This window comes from Tyzzerella sp. An114 (assembly GCF_002161055.1).
GTDB lineage: Bacteria > Bacillota > Clostridia > Lachnospirales > Anaerotignaceae > Fimicola > Fimicola cottocaccae.
The window spans coordinates 46,157-62,935 of record NZ_NFLT01000006.1; the positions used below are offsets into that span (position 1 = coordinate 46,157).

Annotated in this window: 21 protein-coding genes; 6 read left to right on the forward strand and 15 right to left on the reverse strand. The window is 30.5% G+C overall.

The window, feature by feature from the left end:
• From B5E58_RS07175 to B5E58_RS07240, 15 genes are all read right to left on the reverse strand, one after another.
• Nucleotides 1–405, reverse strand: a complete 405-nt coding sequence (locus B5E58_RS07175) for a phage tail assembly chaperone (RefSeq protein ID WP_088109012.1) — start codon at nucleotides 403–405, stop codon at nucleotides 1–3.
• Between the two features lie 18 nt (nucleotides 406–423).
• A complete protein-coding gene (locus B5E58_RS07180; RefSeq protein ID WP_088109013.1) occupies nucleotides 424–1,398 on the reverse strand; it encodes an XkdQ/YqbQ family protein in 975 nt (324 codons plus the stop codon).
• Nucleotides 1,395–2,045 (reverse strand): LysM peptidoglycan-binding domain-containing protein, encoded by a 651-nt coding sequence (locus tag B5E58_RS07185; RefSeq protein WP_088109014.1) that lies wholly within the window; start codon nucleotides 2,043–2,045, stop codon nucleotides 1,395–1,397. The genes B5E58_RS07180 and B5E58_RS07185 overlap by 4 nt, the downstream gene beginning before the upstream one ends.
• A gap of 33 nt (nucleotides 2,046–2,078) precedes the next feature.
• Nucleotides 2,079–2,534 carry a phage tail tube protein gene (locus B5E58_RS07190; RefSeq protein WP_088109015.1) on the reverse strand — a complete coding sequence of 152 codons (456 nt, stop codon included), beginning with the start codon at nucleotides 2,532–2,534 and terminating at the stop codon, nucleotides 2,079–2,081.
• A gap of 18 nt (nucleotides 2,535–2,552) precedes the next feature.
• Nucleotides 2,553–3,863 carry a phage tail sheath family protein gene (locus tag B5E58_RS07195; RefSeq protein ID WP_088109016.1) on the reverse strand — a complete coding sequence of 437 codons (1,311 nt, stop codon included), beginning with the start codon at nucleotides 3,861–3,863 and terminating at the stop codon, nucleotides 2,553–2,555.
• A gap of 14 nt (nucleotides 3,864–3,877) precedes the next feature.
• Nucleotides 3,878–4,036 (reverse strand): hypothetical protein, encoded by a 159-nt coding sequence (locus B5E58_RS13440; RefSeq protein WP_158097697.1) that lies wholly within the window; start codon nucleotides 4,034–4,036, stop codon nucleotides 3,878–3,880.
• Nucleotides 4,026–4,442, reverse strand: coding sequence for a phage tail terminator family protein (locus tag B5E58_RS07200; RefSeq protein ID WP_330395625.1), 417 nt, complete (start codon nucleotides 4,440–4,442; stop codon nucleotides 4,026–4,028). Before B5E58_RS07200 ends, B5E58_RS13440 begins: the two co-directional genes overlap by 11 nt.
• Nucleotides 4,439–4,807: a hypothetical protein gene (locus tag B5E58_RS07205; protein ID WP_088109018.1), complete on the reverse strand. Its 369-nt coding sequence runs from the start codon at nucleotides 4,805–4,807 to the stop codon at nucleotides 4,439–4,441. Before B5E58_RS07205 ends, B5E58_RS07200 begins: the two co-directional genes overlap by 4 nt.
• A 1-nt stretch (nucleotide 4,808) precedes the next feature.
• The gene (locus tag B5E58_RS07210) at nucleotides 4,809–5,165 is read right to left on the reverse strand and encodes a hypothetical protein (protein WP_088109019.1); all 357 of its coding nucleotides are present in this window, start codon (nucleotides 5,163–5,165) and stop codon (nucleotides 4,809–4,811) included.
• A gap of 20 nt (nucleotides 5,166–5,185) precedes the next feature.
• A complete protein-coding gene (locus tag B5E58_RS07215; protein ID WP_088109020.1) occupies nucleotides 5,186–6,103 on the reverse strand; it encodes a hypothetical protein in 918 nt (305 codons plus the stop codon).
• Nucleotides 6,104–6,117: 14 nt separating this feature from the next.
• Nucleotides 6,118–6,570 carry a phage scaffolding protein gene (locus tag B5E58_RS07220; RefSeq protein WP_242956629.1) on the reverse strand — a complete coding sequence of 151 codons (453 nt, stop codon included), beginning with the start codon at nucleotides 6,568–6,570 and terminating at the stop codon, nucleotides 6,118–6,120.
• Nucleotides 6,539–8,020 (reverse strand): phage portal protein, encoded by a 1,482-nt coding sequence (locus tag B5E58_RS07225; RefSeq protein ID WP_088109022.1) that lies wholly within the window; start codon nucleotides 8,018–8,020, stop codon nucleotides 6,539–6,541. The genes B5E58_RS07220 and B5E58_RS07225 overlap by 32 nt, the downstream gene beginning before the upstream one ends.
• Before the next feature lie 37 nt (nucleotides 8,021–8,057).
• Nucleotides 8,058–9,305, reverse strand: coding sequence for a PBSX family phage terminase large subunit (locus B5E58_RS07230; RefSeq protein WP_330395619.1), 1,248 nt, complete (start codon nucleotides 9,303–9,305; stop codon nucleotides 8,058–8,060).
• 7 nt (nucleotides 9,306–9,312) lie between these two features.
• Nucleotides 9,313–9,699, reverse strand: a complete 387-nt coding sequence (locus B5E58_RS07235; protein WP_088109023.1) for a hypothetical protein — start codon at nucleotides 9,697–9,699, stop codon at nucleotides 9,313–9,315.
• 62 nt (nucleotides 9,700–9,761) lie between these two features.
• Complete coding sequence (locus B5E58_RS07240; protein ID WP_088109024.1) at nucleotides 9,762–10,244, reverse strand: hypothetical protein; 483 nt, start codon at nucleotides 10,242–10,244, stop codon at nucleotides 9,762–9,764.
• 143 nt (nucleotides 10,245–10,387) lie between these two features.
• On the opposite strand from B5E58_RS07240, the gene B5E58_RS07245 reads away from it, so the two are divergent.
• The 6 genes from B5E58_RS07245 to B5E58_RS07270 all read left to right on the forward strand — a co-directional run bounded on the left by B5E58_RS07245 (nucleotide 10,388) and on the right by B5E58_RS07270 (nucleotide 16,767).
• The gene (locus B5E58_RS07245; protein WP_088109025.1) at nucleotides 10,388–11,017 is read left to right on the forward strand and encodes a LexA family protein; all 630 of its coding nucleotides are present in this window, start codon (nucleotides 10,388–10,390) and stop codon (nucleotides 11,015–11,017) included.
• 68 nt (nucleotides 11,018–11,085) lie between these two features.
• Nucleotides 11,086–12,801 carry a phosphoenolpyruvate--protein phosphotransferase gene (ptsP, locus tag B5E58_RS07250; protein WP_088109026.1) on the forward strand — a complete coding sequence of 572 codons (1,716 nt, stop codon included), beginning with the start codon at nucleotides 11,086–11,088 and terminating at the stop codon, nucleotides 12,799–12,801.
• A gap of 136 nt (nucleotides 12,802–12,937) precedes the next feature.
• Nucleotides 12,938–13,930 carry an ABC transporter substrate-binding protein gene (locus B5E58_RS07255; protein ID WP_088109027.1) on the forward strand — a complete coding sequence of 331 codons (993 nt, stop codon included), beginning with the start codon at nucleotides 12,938–12,940 and terminating at the stop codon, nucleotides 13,928–13,930.
• Between the two features lie 158 nt (nucleotides 13,931–14,088).
• On the forward strand, nucleotides 14,089–14,592 hold the full coding sequence (locus B5E58_RS07260) for a COG2426 family protein (RefSeq protein ID WP_088109028.1): 504 nt from the start codon (nucleotides 14,089–14,091) through the stop codon (nucleotides 14,590–14,592).
• A gap of 24 nt (nucleotides 14,593–14,616) precedes the next feature.
• Nucleotides 14,617–15,501 (forward strand): 16S rRNA (adenine(1518)-N(6)/adenine(1519)-N(6))-dimethyltransferase RsmA, encoded by an 885-nt coding sequence (gene rsmA / locus B5E58_RS07265; RefSeq protein WP_088109171.1) that lies wholly within the window; start codon nucleotides 14,617–14,619, stop codon nucleotides 15,499–15,501.
• 102 nt (nucleotides 15,502–15,603) lie between these two features.
• Complete coding sequence (locus B5E58_RS07270; RefSeq protein WP_088109029.1) at nucleotides 15,604–16,767, forward strand: DUF7922 domain-containing protein; 1,164 nt, start codon at nucleotides 15,604–15,606, stop codon at nucleotides 16,765–16,767.
• Nucleotides 16,768–16,779: the final 12 nt, after the last annotated feature.

Below are 16,779 nucleotides of genomic sequence, written 5' to 3' on the forward strand. Positions count from 1 at the left end.
TCAGTTTTTTGCTTCTTCTTTAATATCTTCAAATTTTTTATCAAAACCGTTAATCTCTCTAACAGCCTTAACAAGATTTGAGTATTCCCCCGCATAAAGCATTGTTTTTAAAAGAGCCTCACCACCAAAAACTCCATAACTTTCCTGCAACTGAACACTATTAAGGTCAGGATTTTTAACACATCTTACACACAACTTACATATATATTTTTCAACATTATCTTTGACAACACCGTCAAAAAATCCCACAGAGCGTTTTATATCCTCATTTTCTCTTTCAGTAACAGGTGCTATATACCATTTTTGAACATTACCCTTTTCATCTTTAAATCTATCACTGACAAAAACATATTCACCTTTATTTTTTAAAGCATTATCCATCAAAAAATATTTTAAATCTCCCAAAAAATCACCTCTAAAAAATCAAACTCTTATATCAAGTTTTATAATATGTTTACCATTACTAAAAACATGAACAGATTTTTCAACAATCTTAAAATCACTTATACCTATCTCAGAAAAATCTTTCATATCAACAAAAACAGAATTTCCTGCTCTTACAGTAAAATCGTCTGTAAAAGCCTCAACAAAAAGTTTCTTTTTAACATCACCATTTATATTAAAGACACCATCACATAAAGCTTTCATCTGAGCAGTATTCATATCTTTATCAACTTTTTCATAATATTGAAGTCTGCCCCATTTTTTAATATTTTCAATATTTTCAGCCATATAAGAGAGATGAGCATTTTCCAATCTTTCTTTTTTAAAGAGTCTAACAGTATTATATGTATCCTTTGAAATATCCGTCTCATAAGAAAAATTAATTATATTAATTTCATCAGAAAAAACCGTATTACAAATCATATCACTTAAAGGTTTAAGGAAAAGTTTTCCGCAATCATCATAAAAACAATACTCAACACCATTAATCCGTCTTGTTCTATCAAGAGCATTTTGAATAATATCAATAAGTGTTTTACCTTCCTCAACGCGAGGCTCAATAACAACACCTGTATCACACAAACTACCAATCTCAAGACCATAGTCACCACAAACAGTATTTATAACTTGTGTAGCAGTTTTTCCCGAATATATATAAGTATCTTTATTTTTAGACAGATAAAAAATCTGATTATATGCAGTAACATTTATAATTTGATTTTTATCTCTTTTCTTATTAGCAATAAAACCACAAAATCGCATAACATCATCAACATACAATATAACTTTATTCCCCTCAATAAAATTAACAATACCGTCACGAATAACACTAAAGACAAGTATACCTGCAGTCCCTTTTATATATTCCGTCAAAGTGACATCTTTATATAAAATATCAGTAACATCAAAAACAGTACCATTATTATCAATAATAACCCTAATAATATAAATCACCTCCCAAGTTTTAAAACTTGACCAGGATAAATTTTATCAGGATTTGAAATACCATTAATATTAGCAATTTCAAAAAATTTACTACCGTCATTAAGCTGTGTTTTCGCAATTTTCCAAAGACTGTCTCCCTCTTTCACAACATAAGTATCAGAAATATTTTTGCTTTCCCTCTCAACAGTATTTTTAGACACATTACCACTATCATCAATTTTAAGTTTAACAGATTTACAAGGAACAAACTCTCTCAAAGTCATAGTAACTTTAAAATCTCCCTCATCACCGGCATTTTCCAAGACAGTATAATCCTCAATAGTAGCCAAAATATTAGTATCAAAGCTTCTTTTACCGTCAGGAAGAAGTCTTATAACAATAAAAGTAATAGGCTGTCCACTATTTTTAAAACTTCTCAATTTATTAAGATAATGTAAAGGCTCATAAGTTCCATATCCACCTTGCCAAAAACCATTTCTCGAAAGTATAAATTCAAAATCCATCTCCCTAAGAGAGGCGGTTTTTATAACACCCACCTCTCCAAGTTTAATGACTTCCGCCTTTTCGTTTCTGCTTCCAATTTTTATTTTAAAGTATGAAGGGCTTGCAGGAAGCATAAAACTATCATTTCCACATTTAAAATAAAATCTATACATAAGCCCCACCTTTCAATTAAAGTTCACAAAAATTTAAAGCTCATCAAATTTATCAAGAAGGTCAACATCATTAAAAGTAAACTCCATATCTTCTTCAAGAGCCTCTTTCTCAACATCAAGTTTTGTAAAAATGATACTGTCAAGGTTTACACCTTTAAGGAGAACAGTCTGTGAGCCGGTACTGCTAGTAGGGTCTTCATTAGTCACCATAATTTCAAAATATGTATCAATACCCTTTTTAATATAATCAAGCATCATACTTCTAAAAATACTGCTTACATAATAAACAGTCATTTTTCCGGTACCCTTCCATCCTCCCGCTTTATGCTGTTTACCTGTAACACCAAGTATAGGAATTTCTGTTTTTTTCTTTTCAACAGTAGCAGTAATATTTTTAACCTGCATAAGTTCAGTTCTCTTATTATCTATAACAGCAAAGCAAGTACCTTGAGTTCCGTTTATAGTATCTTTTGCCCTAAGTATAGCCATAAATAAATCACCCCCCAATTATACTATTTCAACTTTCATATAAAGTTTTTCCATAGCATCAACAGGCATAACAGATAAATAAACATCAACATCAGTTTTTTCACTTCCCTGACTAACAGTAATATCATCAGAAGTAAAGTCCTCAATAGCACCTAAAGTCATAAGCTGTTCATGGTAACTTATAAGTTCAGATTTAAAAAGATTTCTTCCCTGTTTGTTATTACTCTGTTTACCTAAATAGTATTCGCTAAATATTCTAGCCACATCATTTCCAATAGAATCAAGAACTCTCATAATTCTATTTGATGAAAAATCACTGTTTTTATCTGACGAAAAACTTGTAAATGTATTTATATCTCTTAAAACTCTAACATTTTCACCGTCATTATAAAAAACAAGTTGACCTTCCTCAATAGCCTTTTCATAATCACTTTTTGAATATCTAGCAACAACAGAAAGTTCACCGTCATAAATAGCATTAGTAAGACTTTCATTAACTTCAGCCCCAGCCTCTTTTCCAGAAACCCAATAAACAAGACCTGTTTTCTGTTCTGATGTTTCATTTTTAACAGAAATAACACCCTCACAGTCAGCAGCAGAATAATCATGTAAAACAGTGACAAACTTTACGCCCTCATCGTCTCTCATTCTTTTTGTAAAGGATACAAAAAGTTTTTTAGTAGTTTCATCATCACCATCATATACAAGAGTATTAAAATCATAACACTCAATAAGACCTAAAAATTCAGAATAACTTTCTCCATTAACCTCTGTATTAGTTCCACCTTCAAGATTAATACCAGCTGTAACTTCAAAAACTCCACTTCCCGAAAAATCTACAAAATCATTTGAAACAAGCTCAGAAATATCAGAAACAGTCTGAATATCTTTATAACTTCCATCAATAACAGTGACAACATCATAAAAACTATCATCATCAATATTTTTTCTGACAATAATACTTATATCATTACCTCTAACACCACTATATTTAGCGGTAACAGTAAGTCCTCCAGCAGTAGCAGTAGCTTTTTCACCTTTTCCATTAATTTTATAAAGAACAAGAGTTTTAGCTCCACAAAAAAGTTCTCTTATAGGTGCAAGTTTTTCATGAGTATAACTATAACCGAATATTTTTTCAGCCTTAGTCATAAAGTCACCGGACTCAACAGTAAAAACATCATCGCTACCCCAATCAAGACTCAAAGGAACAGCAACAACACCTCTTTCACCAATTCCGCCCATAGCTCTAGGCTTAGAAACAAAATTTATATAAGCTCCGGGCAAAATTTTATTTTGGGCAACAAAAGCACCTCCACCCAACGCCATAAAAACAACCTCCTTCAAACTTTATTTTTAAGATAATCATTTATAATACATTCCGCCTCTTTTTTTGTATAAAGTTTATTATCCAAAAGACAGGCAGAAATAACATCTTTTGAAAAATTAAAACTTTTACTTTTCAAAAATTCATCTTTACTGAATTTACAATCACAATTCAATTTTTATAACCTCCTTAGATGAAACAGTCTCCATAAGAGGAAAGTCCTCTGTCTCCTGACAACATAGAGTATAGGATACAGTATACCTTCTTTTATTGTCCAGAATATCCATAGCAATTTTATCAGCCAAAACCTTTCTATCTAAAACAGAAATCTCACTTATTCCCGAACCAACAATACTATCAAACTCAAACAAATCACTTTTTTCTCTATCATTAAAAAACAAAATTTCAACATTAACAGAAAGCCTAAAGCGATTTCCAAGCATAGGAATTTTTTCAGAGCTTAAAACTTTAACCATAAAAAAAGGAATATCATCATCAATGACAACTTCATTACTATAAACATCAAAATCAAAAAGTTCTTTAAGTCTTGATATAACACCACGTCTTACATTTTCAATCAGAGAACCACCTCCCTTCTTAAAGCCTTAATCTCTTTATGAGTTATATACGAAACACAATCACCACAAGCATAAAACATAATATTTTTACTATTTTCAAAATTTAAAACTTCAATATAACAGCCTTTATAAACATCAAAATCAACAGGAAAAACAATTGAAACTTCATACTCTTTTTTATAAACATTATTATTGTTAGATAGACTTTCACCCTCATAATTAACACGACAATTAACATCAGAAGCAATTTTTATTTTAGAAAAAACACTTTCACCATAGTCATTAACATTTTTTTCAAGTTTATATATATTGCAAGTATTATTAAGTAGCATTTTGGCATATTCACCGAAAACTTGAGAAAAAGCCACACTACCACCTCAACTTTCTAAAGGGGGAAAGCTCACAAATATATTTTTCAACAGAGTTTAAAAGTTCATCTTTACCAAAACCCTTTTCAAAAAACTCCAAACTTACAAGACCTTCCTTAATACTTTTAATGTCACCTTTTTCAGTGACAGAACATAAAATACTTTTAAAAAAATCAAAAGCAATATTTTTATGAACTCCAAAAAGTTTCTCGTCAAGAGTTTCAATATTACAGAATGATTTTATATACTCCTCACTTCTTCTAAAGGCAAAATCAGCAATATTATTTTTATACTCATCATCACCAATATTTAAAATTTTCAAAAAATCCAAAAATCTCTCATCAAAACTTTCAGCCATAAAACCACCTATTTAAACTATTATTCTTTTGTAGAAACCCATAAGCCCTCAGTAGCGTTATCCATAACCCATATATCATGATATTTTCTATAATCAATTTTCCAAGCATTAGCTTTCTGATTAGTCATAGGGTCAAAAATTCTTGTAACATCAGTTTTTGAAACAGCCACAGGAACATCTTTCACAGCAATAATCCAGTTAATATCCTTAGCCCCTTCAGTAGCATTAAATCCGCCATTCTCCTTGCCACCAGAAACACCGTCAAGGAATTCATATTCAGTTTTAAATCTTAAAGAAGGAACACGTATAATAGGACAACCGTCAATACTTCTAACTTTAATAACAGCATTACCCTGTTTGAACTCACCACTTTCAATAATATTGCTTCCACCCTTAGCCATATCAAGCATATTAGCAGTAAAAGCAGACATAGTTACAATAATTTCTCTGCCATCTCCAACAACGTCTCTTATAGCAGTAATATCACTAAGAAGTTTTTCAAAAATAGTATCTTTAGCCGGTGTATATGTACCTACACGGCTTTTTTCAGTAGCAATAGCAAAAAGTCTGCTATATCTATAAGCATCTATCTCAGGAATAACCTTAGTTCTCTGAAACTCGCCCATAATATTTCCGGCAACAAGAGCAAAATTAGTTTCATCAACATCAGCAGCATCAATCTGAAAAGTTCTTCCTCTATCCTGAGAAAGTTTTCTAGTTTCATAGGATAAAGTAACAGAACCCTGAGCAAAACCTGTATCTCTGTCATAATCTCCCATACCACTTAAAACAATTTTAGGTATTTTAACCTCATCACCCCCCTGATACTTAACTTGTCCAGCATTAGCCTCCATCCAACCAGTTGTAGAGCCCTCAACAAGCTGTGCATCAAGAGCATCAGTAAAAATCTTTGCATATTCAATAGTATTAATCGCCATAAAAAACTACCTCCTTACACTCTAAAAAGTCCCTTTTTAAAATTTTTCTCAACACTGCTTTCACTTTTACCACTTTTCTTAAAACCATTACCATATCTCTTACTTTTTTCTTTTTCAAAAAGATAAGGATACTCCTCCATAAGTTTTTCAATATCAATTCCGCTAACATTACCCTCATCATCAACATGAACATTATCCATATCAACAAGAGCAGATAAAGCCTTAACATTACGACAATTTTTACTTCTCATAACGCCTTCAACAGCAATTTTTTTAATTTTTTCAACAAGTTTTTCATTTTCCAATTTTATCTGTTCTTTTTCATTTTTTATATTTTCATAATCAGTATCAAATCCACCTTTTTCAAGCTCCTCAATAAACACACCAAGTATCTCAACAGCCTTATCCTCATCAATACCGATTTCAGTAATACCATCAATTATTTTTGTCATTCGTTCCTCTGTCATATCCAAAACCATTTCTCCTTTCCTCATCAATATTAAAAATCTCACTATTAACATCATCAACAAAAGGGTGTTTTCCCAAAAGTGTCTTTTCACTGACAATACCCTTTGACATAGCAAGTATTTCCATAGTTTCTTTGTCATCAGTTATAGAATTAAGATTTATATTTATATCCACAATATTCATATCAAAAAACTCACCGTCAAAATAATCATTAGCCACAAACCAAAGGAAATCTTTCAAAGCCTTTTTAAGTCGTGGTATAACACCATTAACCTTAAGATTAAACATAGAATATTGAAATTTTAAAGAAACACCACTAGGAGCACTTCCAAGTTTTTCAGTATCAGTATCAACACCCATACCAAACTGAAAAATATCTCTTTTAATAAGTTTAAGCCAATCAATTCTACCCTGAACGGGAATATCAACCTGTTTAGCCTCAACTTTGCCGCTACTATCACTAATATGAACAGCTTTATTAATCTGTAACTTTTTAGCGATAGCAGAAGCAGTTTCACCTTCATAACCTTCAATAACCCAATAAAGTTCAACAAGGTCAATAAGATTATTAGTTCCTTCACTTAAAACCAAATCATAAGCATCAGACAAACTTTTTATAAGTTCCAAGTCAGTAGTACTTCTGCTATTATTTCTCATAACAACAAAAGGCACTCTCCCCCAACTTTCACCATATTTCTTATTATTTTCAAATCTATACCAATGGGGAACATTAAGACTTTCACCTTGCTCAGGTATAAAAACACCACTATTGTCTTCAATATAATAAGAAACATTTTCACCGGTCCACCATTCAGCTTTTCTCACAAGTCTCTCATAGCCTTTATCAAAGACACGAATATAATAATATCTTATGACCTCTTTTATATCATTCTCATTATCATTATCAAAAACAGCTATAATCTCCTCTGCAGGAACAATACAGTATTTAAGCTCACCTTCACTATCATAATAAATATGTATATATTCCAAACCTTTATTAGAAGCACCAACAACAAGGTCATAAACCGTTTGATTAAAGTAATCATCAGTAAACATAGAAAGTTTTTTTTCAAACTCAGCACTTTTAAGACCTTCCCTAACAGTAATAGTAGGTTCACGACCGGCAATATAAGAAGCTTTTTGGTCAACAAGTATTCTATGAAAAGGATTTACACATTTGTTATTACTTCTATTAGGATTTTTAAAATTAACAATACCCTCATTTTCAAAGCCTTCATCATTAATACGAGTTTCAGAAAAAGGGTGCTCATTAAAATTATGATTTAAAATATCCTGTTCACATCTATAATATTTTTCACCCTCATACATTTTATGTTTATAAACACTGTTCTCATCATCATTTATAATCTCTCTCAATATTTCCCCGTCATTAAGCCTTCCCTCAGCAAAAAGTTTAGCCTTTATAAGGTCCATATCAGAAACAAACAAAAAACTCACACTCCTTAAAAAATATTAGCTACTAAAATCATCTAACAGTAACTTTTCTCATTTCACCCTCAAGAGAATACCTAACAGCATCTATTGAGTGGTTATCACGGTCGGGATATTTAGCTTTAAAACCACCAAAGCCGTCGTTTTCAAACTCATACCTCATAAACTCCTTTGAAGTAAAAGGACATCTTACAGGGTCAATAATAATTTCCTCAAGGGATTGAAGCCATTTAATACCAAATTCAACAGAGTCATGACCTTTTTTAGCAGGCTCCGCCCTAACACCAAACTGACGTATTTCATCAATAGATTTTGGTTCAGCACTATCACAGACAACAACACCCTTATATATATTTTCATCATTTATCAAAGAAGCTGCTTGTATATTAGTCAAACCACTTTTATGAATTTCAAAAAAAATATATAATCTTTTTCTCATTCTGTCATAATGATTTACAGTATAATGTAAAGGGTCACAAGCATAACCCCAGTCAAGACCTCTATGAATTCTGTCAAACAAATTAAGTTCATTGTCAGTAATCTCTCTCAATGTGACATTATTAAAAATTTCTCCCCCAGTTCCAGTAACCTCACCCAAGTATTCGTGCTCATAAATATCAGGTCTAGTTCTTTTAACGTGTTCAGCCTCAGCAAAAAACTGTTTACCAAGCCATTCTTTAGGCACATCCAAATATGTACTGTGATGAACCAGTTTATCATCTCTCACATCTAAAACCTCACTATTAACCCAACATCTTTGACTTTTAGGCGGATTATAGGAATAAAAAACAACAAACTTTTCACCACCACGCATAAGAGATTGATTTATACTTCTAATTTCATCAATACCAGTAAATTCATCAACTTCCTCATACCATATAAATCTAGGATATCCCTTTAAAAACTTAGTAGATTTTATTTTCTTAGGATTATCCCCACCTCTAAATATAATTTTTTGACCTGTATTTTTGATAATAAGTTCAGGGACAGAAACTTTAACCTCCCATTTTTCAGATACTCCCAAAATATCAATAGCCCATCTAAGTTGCTCAAACACGCTATCACGAATATTGACACCAATTTTTCTAAGGGCAACAGCATTTGCATTTTTATCGGTCATCATACCAAGAATTATCTCAACAGATATAAAAGAAGATTTAGTACTACCTCTACCACCTTTAAGCCAATAGTGAGTATGTTTAAAATTCATAATATCTCTATGAACATCATAAAAACCTTTGCCTATAACATCAGAAAGTCTGGTTTCTCTAACTCCAAACAAAACCACCTCACTTTATGTCATCAATAATAACCACATTAACGCCCTCATCGGAATTATCCTCAAAGAGCTGTTTCCGTTTGCTCAAAAGTTCAGCCGCTCTCATTCTCTCACGTATAGAGCCTTCAATATTTTCATTACTTCCTCTCATAACACCTGTAAGAAATTTGAGTATCTCATCACTTTCAGCTACATCTCTCCCGACCTCAGACTTTTCAGAGGATTTTTCCTCAGTTTTAAATTTTTCAATAAACATTTTTACATCTTCATCTTTCAAAAGTCTTTTTCCATAACTTTCTTTATATCCAACAGCCTGTGAAGCTTTTTTCAAGTCTCCTCCAGTCTCTGTATAAACCTTGCTGAAAACACGTTTTTTCTCAGAAAAATCTCTCCTCAAAATAATTCCCCCCTTTCTGTATCTTATAATAAATAATAAAAAGTCCAAAAAAGTCCCAACTTTCAAAAAATTTCATTTTCATGATTTTTTATTATCTCAATAAGGTTATCAATAGCCGCATCTTTTATCCTAAAAACTTGAGAACGACTAACATTCATTTTCATAGCAACAAAATTAAAATCATATCCTTTACGATATTTCAAATATAAAAATTCCTGTTCAATAGGAATAAGTTCTTTTATGTACTCGTCCATAATTCTTTTTTCTTTTATAATATTTTCAATATCCAAATAAAGTCTTTCAATTTCCTTTTCAAACTCATTTTTAATTTTTTCAAAATTCCGAACAGTAGTATGTTCTATATCCATAAAATTTTGCGAATATATTTTCACTGTGTTCTCACAAGTCCGTTTAATCCTATTAATTTCTTCCTGTCTCATATCACACATATTCAAAGCACCACCCCATTTCAAAAGTCTCTTTTTAACAATACCTTTTTCACTTTTCAAAGAATTTTCAATATAATATTTATAGTTCTTTTCCACAAAATCCCCCCTAAAAATATACAAACATTTGTTCGTATTTTATAATACACCCATAAAATAAAAGTGTCAATTATTTTCATTTCAAAAAACAGTTTGTTGATTTTTTTAACTTACAAAATTAAAATATTAATGAGGTGAAATAAATGTTTGATAAATATCTTTTCAAAAAGCAACTTGAAACACTTATGGAAGGAATGAACACTGTTGAATTTTCAGAAAAAACAGGATTTAACCGAACATATTTATCAAAATATATAAATTTAAAACTAGACCGTCCCCCATCACCAGAATTATTAAAATCAATATCAGGAGAAAAAATATCATACATGGAACTTATGATTTCATGCGGATATATAGATAAAATAAACATACTAACAGAAGATATAATAAAAATTCCTGTAATAAACGATATTAAAGAAGTATTTAGAATAAATTCAGCTGAAAACATAGAAAAATATGAATATATAAGTAAAGCTGAAATAAATCCAGACTATGAATATTTTTATTTAAAAGTAAAAGAAAACAATATGATAAATGCAAGAATACATGAAGGAGACTTAGTATTTGTCAGAAAACAATATGATGTAGATAATGGAGATATAGCAGTTGTAATGACTGATGATAAAATATCAATAAAAAGGGTTATAAAAAAAGATGATATAATAGTTTTACAGTCTGAAAATCCAGACTATATGCCTTCAATATTTACAAAAAAAGACAATAATACTATAAAAATAATAGGCAAAGTAATTCATGTAAAATTTATTATTTAATACTTTTAAAAAATACTCACTATGGTATAATCAAAACAAATTTATAATTTTTTGCGGAGGTATAAACAATGATTTCATTAAGGGGAACATCAGCATCAGCAGGTTGTGCACTTGCATCTGCTATGAAAATAGACATTGTAGAAGAATTTTCCGAAAATCTTATGATAACATTTGATGAAAAGGTAGAAGAAGAAGAAAAGCTAAAAGCCGCCATAGATGAGTTAGATAAAAAACTAGATAAAAAAATTAATTTCTTAAACTCAAATGGTCGTTCAGATGAAGCAAAATATCTTATTGTACAAAAATATATATTAAATAATAAAATATTAGAAGAATGGGCCTATGAATTTATAGAGTATGAATATTCAGCAGTATCCGCCATAGCAAGGGCAACAAAAAAACAAGTTGAGTTTATAAAAACATTAGACAACGGAAATACAGAAAAAAGAATACCCGATATTATAGAAGTTGGAAAAAGATTAATGTATCTTCTTTCAGGATTAAATTATCCTGATATTTCACATATAGAGGAAGATGTAATACTTGTAGCAGAAGATATTCCAACAACAATGATGAGGTCAGTAGACCATAACCATGTAAAAGGTATAGTATTAAGTAAAGGAAGTACAAAAAGCCACACAACACTTATTTCAGTTGATATGGAAATACCTGCAATAATAGGTTGTGATGGTATTAACAAAATGATTAAAAATGGTGACCAAATATTTGTTGATGGAACAAAAGGAACAGTAGATATAGGTTTAACAGAAGCTGATATTTTTGAATGTCTAAAAAAAATATCAATATATGAAAAAGAAAAAGCAGATATAAAAGAATTTGCCAATATGCCGACAATAACAAGAGACGGAAAAACAATTCATCTTTTTGGAAATGTAATAGATATAAACACATCAGCAAGATATAGAACTGTTGGAGCAGAAGGAATAGGACTTTTCAGAACTGATTTTTTATATACAGAATACGAAGAACTTCCAACAGAAGATTTTCAATTTGATATATATAAACTCATAGCTGAAAGAAATAAAAAAACATCTGTTGTAATAAGGACAATGGATACTGGAGATGACAAAAGTCATACAAACTTAAATTTAACACATGAAAGAAATCCATTTTTAGGATACAGAGCCATAAGAATAGCTTTAGGAAATCCAAGTATACTTTTAACTCAAACGAAAGCCATACTCAGGGCATCAGCTTATGGTAACATAAAAATACTTTACCCTTTAATATCAAATATAACAGATATAAAAGGAGCATTAAAAATATTAGAAAAAGCAAAAGATGAGCTTAGAGCAGAACAAATTCCTTTTGATGAAAATATAAAAGTTGGTATAGTAATAGAAGTTCCATCAGCAGCAATAATGATAGACTCACTTTTAAAGTATGTTGATTTCATAGCAATAAGTGTAAATTCATTAACACAATATATATTAGCTGTTGATAGATTAAATCCAATAGTAGCCCACAGATTTAATAGCTTAGAGCCGGCACTTCTAAAGACAATAAAATACATAAATGATGCAGCAAAAAAAGCAAATAAATTCTGTTATATTTATGGTGAAATTGCAGCAAATCAAAAGAATGTATATATTTTCATAGGTCTTGGAATAACTTCATTTAGTGTAAATCCTACACATGTACTTCCTATAAGAAAATTTATAAATTCAATAGATTTTGAAAGTGCAAAGGAAGACGCAGAGAAAGCATTGAAATGTGAAAGTTTAAAAGAAGTATATGAACTTCTAAAAAGTAAATCTATATAATAAAATTCTATTGACAAAAATATATATGGCTTTTATAATCAAAAATAAATATCGACACTTTCCAGAGGGAAAATGTGATATACATTTAGAATAGATTAGAAAATTTAAGACTAGACGAGAAGAGGAGAGAATTTTTATGAAAAAAAGAATTATGAAATTATTATCTTTAGGTATGGTAGGAGTATTTTTTGCTGGTTGTTCAGCCAGTGCCGCTTCTGATGTTTCAAAAGAAAAAGATGATACATTAAAAGTTGGTATAGTTCAGTATGTAGAACATCAATCTCTTGATGATATATACAGAGGAATAGTTGATGAACTCACAGCTGAAGGCTATGAAGACGGAATAAACATTGAAATAGACTACCAGAATGGTCAAGGAGACCAGTCAAACCTTAAAACAATAAGCAGTAAATTTGTCAATGAAAATTCTGATGTTATAGTTGCAATAGCAACTCCAGCGGCTCAAGCAGTAGCCTCAGAGACAACAGAAATTCCTATAATAGGAGCAGCAATAACAGACATGGTAAGTGCTGGACTTGTTGAAGATATCAAACAGCCGGGAGGAAATGTTACAGGTGTAAGTGACATGGCTCCTGTTGAAGAACAAATTGATATACTTATGCAGTTTGTGCCAAATGCAAAAAAAATAGGCATAGCCTACTGCACAAATGAAGTAAATTCAGAAGTTCAAGTAAAAACAGCTTGTGACTATTTAGAGTCAAAAGGAATAGAAACTGTAATAACAACAGTAACAAACTCAAATGATGTTCTTCAGGCAATTTCAACTCTTGCTGAAAAAGTTGACGGACTTTATATACCTGTTGATAACACAATGGCGTCTGCAATGCCAACAATATCAACAATATGTGAAGAAAATAAACTTCCAATAGTGACAGGAGCAGCCGCAATGGTTGAGCAAGGAGCTCTTGCAACATCAGCTTTTGACTACTATGACACAGGAAAACAAGTTGGAAAAATGGCTGCAAGAATTCTTGAGGGAGAAAATCCAAAAGATATGCCAGTAGAACTTTCAAAGGACAATAAAATATATATAAACAAAACATTCGCTGACATTATAGGCATTGAAATTCCAAAAAATCTTATGGAAGAAGCCTATGAAATATACTAATATATAAACTATAAAACGAAAATATTTTTAGGGTGCAGAAAAACTGCACCTTTTTTAATCATACTATTTGACATATATATACAGTGATGATAATATGTTTAAGATATTAATGTTACTATTACTAATATTAATAATATTAATACCATGGAGGTAAATAAATGGCAGAAACTCTGGTAAATTTTTTTGTTGAAAATCTTGGGGGAGTAGTTTCAAGGGAGTTGATAGTGTTCATAGTATCACTTATGCCAATACTTGAACTCAGAGGAGGAATAATTGCCGGATATGCTTTAGGCATGGAATTTGTTCCAACATTTATAATAGCATTTTTAGGAAATATGCTACCAATCCCCTTCATACTGTATTTCATACAGTTCATATTTAAAGTATTAAAGAAAACACCAATGAGAAAATTTGTAATATGGTGTGAAAACAAAGCAGAAAGCAAAAGTGACAGCATAAGAAAGTATGCATACTGGGGAATATTCCTTTTTGTAGGAGTACCTCTCCCAGGAACAGGAGCATGGACGGGAGCATTAATAGCTAGTATGTTAAAAATGGACCCTAAAAAGACACTTCCTGTAATAGCTCTTGGAGTTATATCAGCAGGAATAATAGTTTCAATACTTTCATTTGGTCTTTTAAGTGCCATAGGAATAGGATAATCTAGGAGGAATAAAATGTCAGAAATGTCACAAAGGACAGAGAGAATTTCAACACCAAAAAGAACGAAAGAGATTATAGAAAAGTATGGATTTTACTTTAAAAAGAATTTTGGTCAAAACTTTCTCATAGACTCAAATGTACTTGACAATATAGTATACTCAGCCGGTGTAACAAAAGATGATTTTGTATTTGAGGTAGGTCCGGGAATAGGCAGTCTCACACAGGTTCTTGCAGAAAACGCTCGTGGTGTTGTATCTGTGGAAATAGACAACAATCTTATACCTATTCTCAAAGATACATTAAGTGCTTATGACAACATAGAAATAATAAATAATGACATATTAAAGGTTGACCTTAACAAACTTATAGAAGAAAAAAATCAAGGAAAACCAGTAAAAGTTGTAGCAAACTTACCCTACTACATCACAACACCAATAATAATGGAGCTTCTTGAAAAGAAGTTAAATGTACAGAGTATAACTGTAATGGTTCAAAAAGAAGTAGCCGAGAGAATGCAAGCAGGACCAAAAAACAAAGAATACGGAGCATTATCAGTGGCAGTTCAATATTATTGTGATGCTTCAATAGACATAATAGTACAACCAAGTTGTTTTATGCCAAGACCAAAGGTTGCATCAGCAGTTATAACACTTAAAATTCTTGACAAACCAAGAATAGATGTAAAGAATGAAGAACTTTTCTTCAAAGTTGTAAAATGTGCCTTTGGACAGAGAAGAAAAACACTTATGAACAGTCTTTTTAATCAAGGCGGATTTAATATACCAAAAGAAGATTTGACAGAAATGATAAAATCCTGTGGACTTGATGAAAAAGTCAGAGGAGAAGCTTTAACCCTTGAAGATTTTGGAAAAATATCTGACAGTATATATGATTACATTAATAAATAACTAACTAAAATAATGCCTTATAAAAGGCATTATTTTTTTTGCATTTTTAATATATCACTCTCATATACATTTAATGTGTATCAATAAAAAGGAGTGGAAAAAATGTACAACCGTAGATATGATAAAATATTAATACAGATGAAACAGGACACTCATGGATTTTCAACAGGAGAAAGGTCAGTTTCAGGAAGCTGTACAATAGAAATTAAAAACAACATAGGTACACTTCGTTTTTACATAAAGGATTTAAGAAAACCAAAATCCATTGATTTTTATTTGTATGGAATATCAGTATCAAAAAATAGTTCCGAAGGTATATTTATATGTAATGTAACACCGGACAAAACGGGATTTTTTGAATATCAAGTTAATTTTGAACCAGACAATTTTATGAACACACAAAAAGAAATAGAAAAAATAAATGTATTTGCTGTAATATCAAAAAGAGAAACAGAAGAAGAACCACTTTTAGTTCCAGCTTGTGGATATACTGACTTAAAAATAAATTGGAAAAACAGATTTAAAATATTTGATAAAAATTCTATCGAAAATATAAATGATGTAATGGAAATTGAGGATTATAAAGAATTAGAGAGTGTTTTTGAAGATAGTGATACTCAAGAAGAAATTGAAGATATATACAAAGAAAAAACAATTTCAGCAGCAGAAAACCCAAATCATAACAATACAATTCATTCAACAGAATGTGTTGCAATTGACAAAATTTATAATCCTGAAAAAATAACATTAATGCCTGATATATCAGAAATATTAAAAATACCCTCAGCAGATATATTTTCAACAATAACAAAAAGATTTAAAGAAGAAATGGAGCTTTTAGAAAAAAACGGAGTATTTACAAAAGAAGATATAGAAAATATAATGTCTTCCGGCAAAAAATCAAATAAATTAAGTAAAGCAAATAAATCAAATAACAAAGAATTAGATATAATATTTAAAGAAAATAAAAAAATAAATCTTCCCAATTCAGAAGTAGATTGGATAATATGTGACATAAAAGAAAGTATACTTTTACCACAAAACAACATATCAGAAATGAAAAATCCTTTTATATTATATAGCTATAAAAAATATGGTCATATAATAATAGGTCGAAACAATGAAAACAATATTTATTACATAGGTATACCAGATTATTATAACAGTGATTACACTTTAACAGCTTCTCATTTAGGATTTAAAACATTTATACATAAAAATACAGATAACAAGGGATGGGGTTATTGGATAAAAGAAATATATTAAATAAAGGTGTTT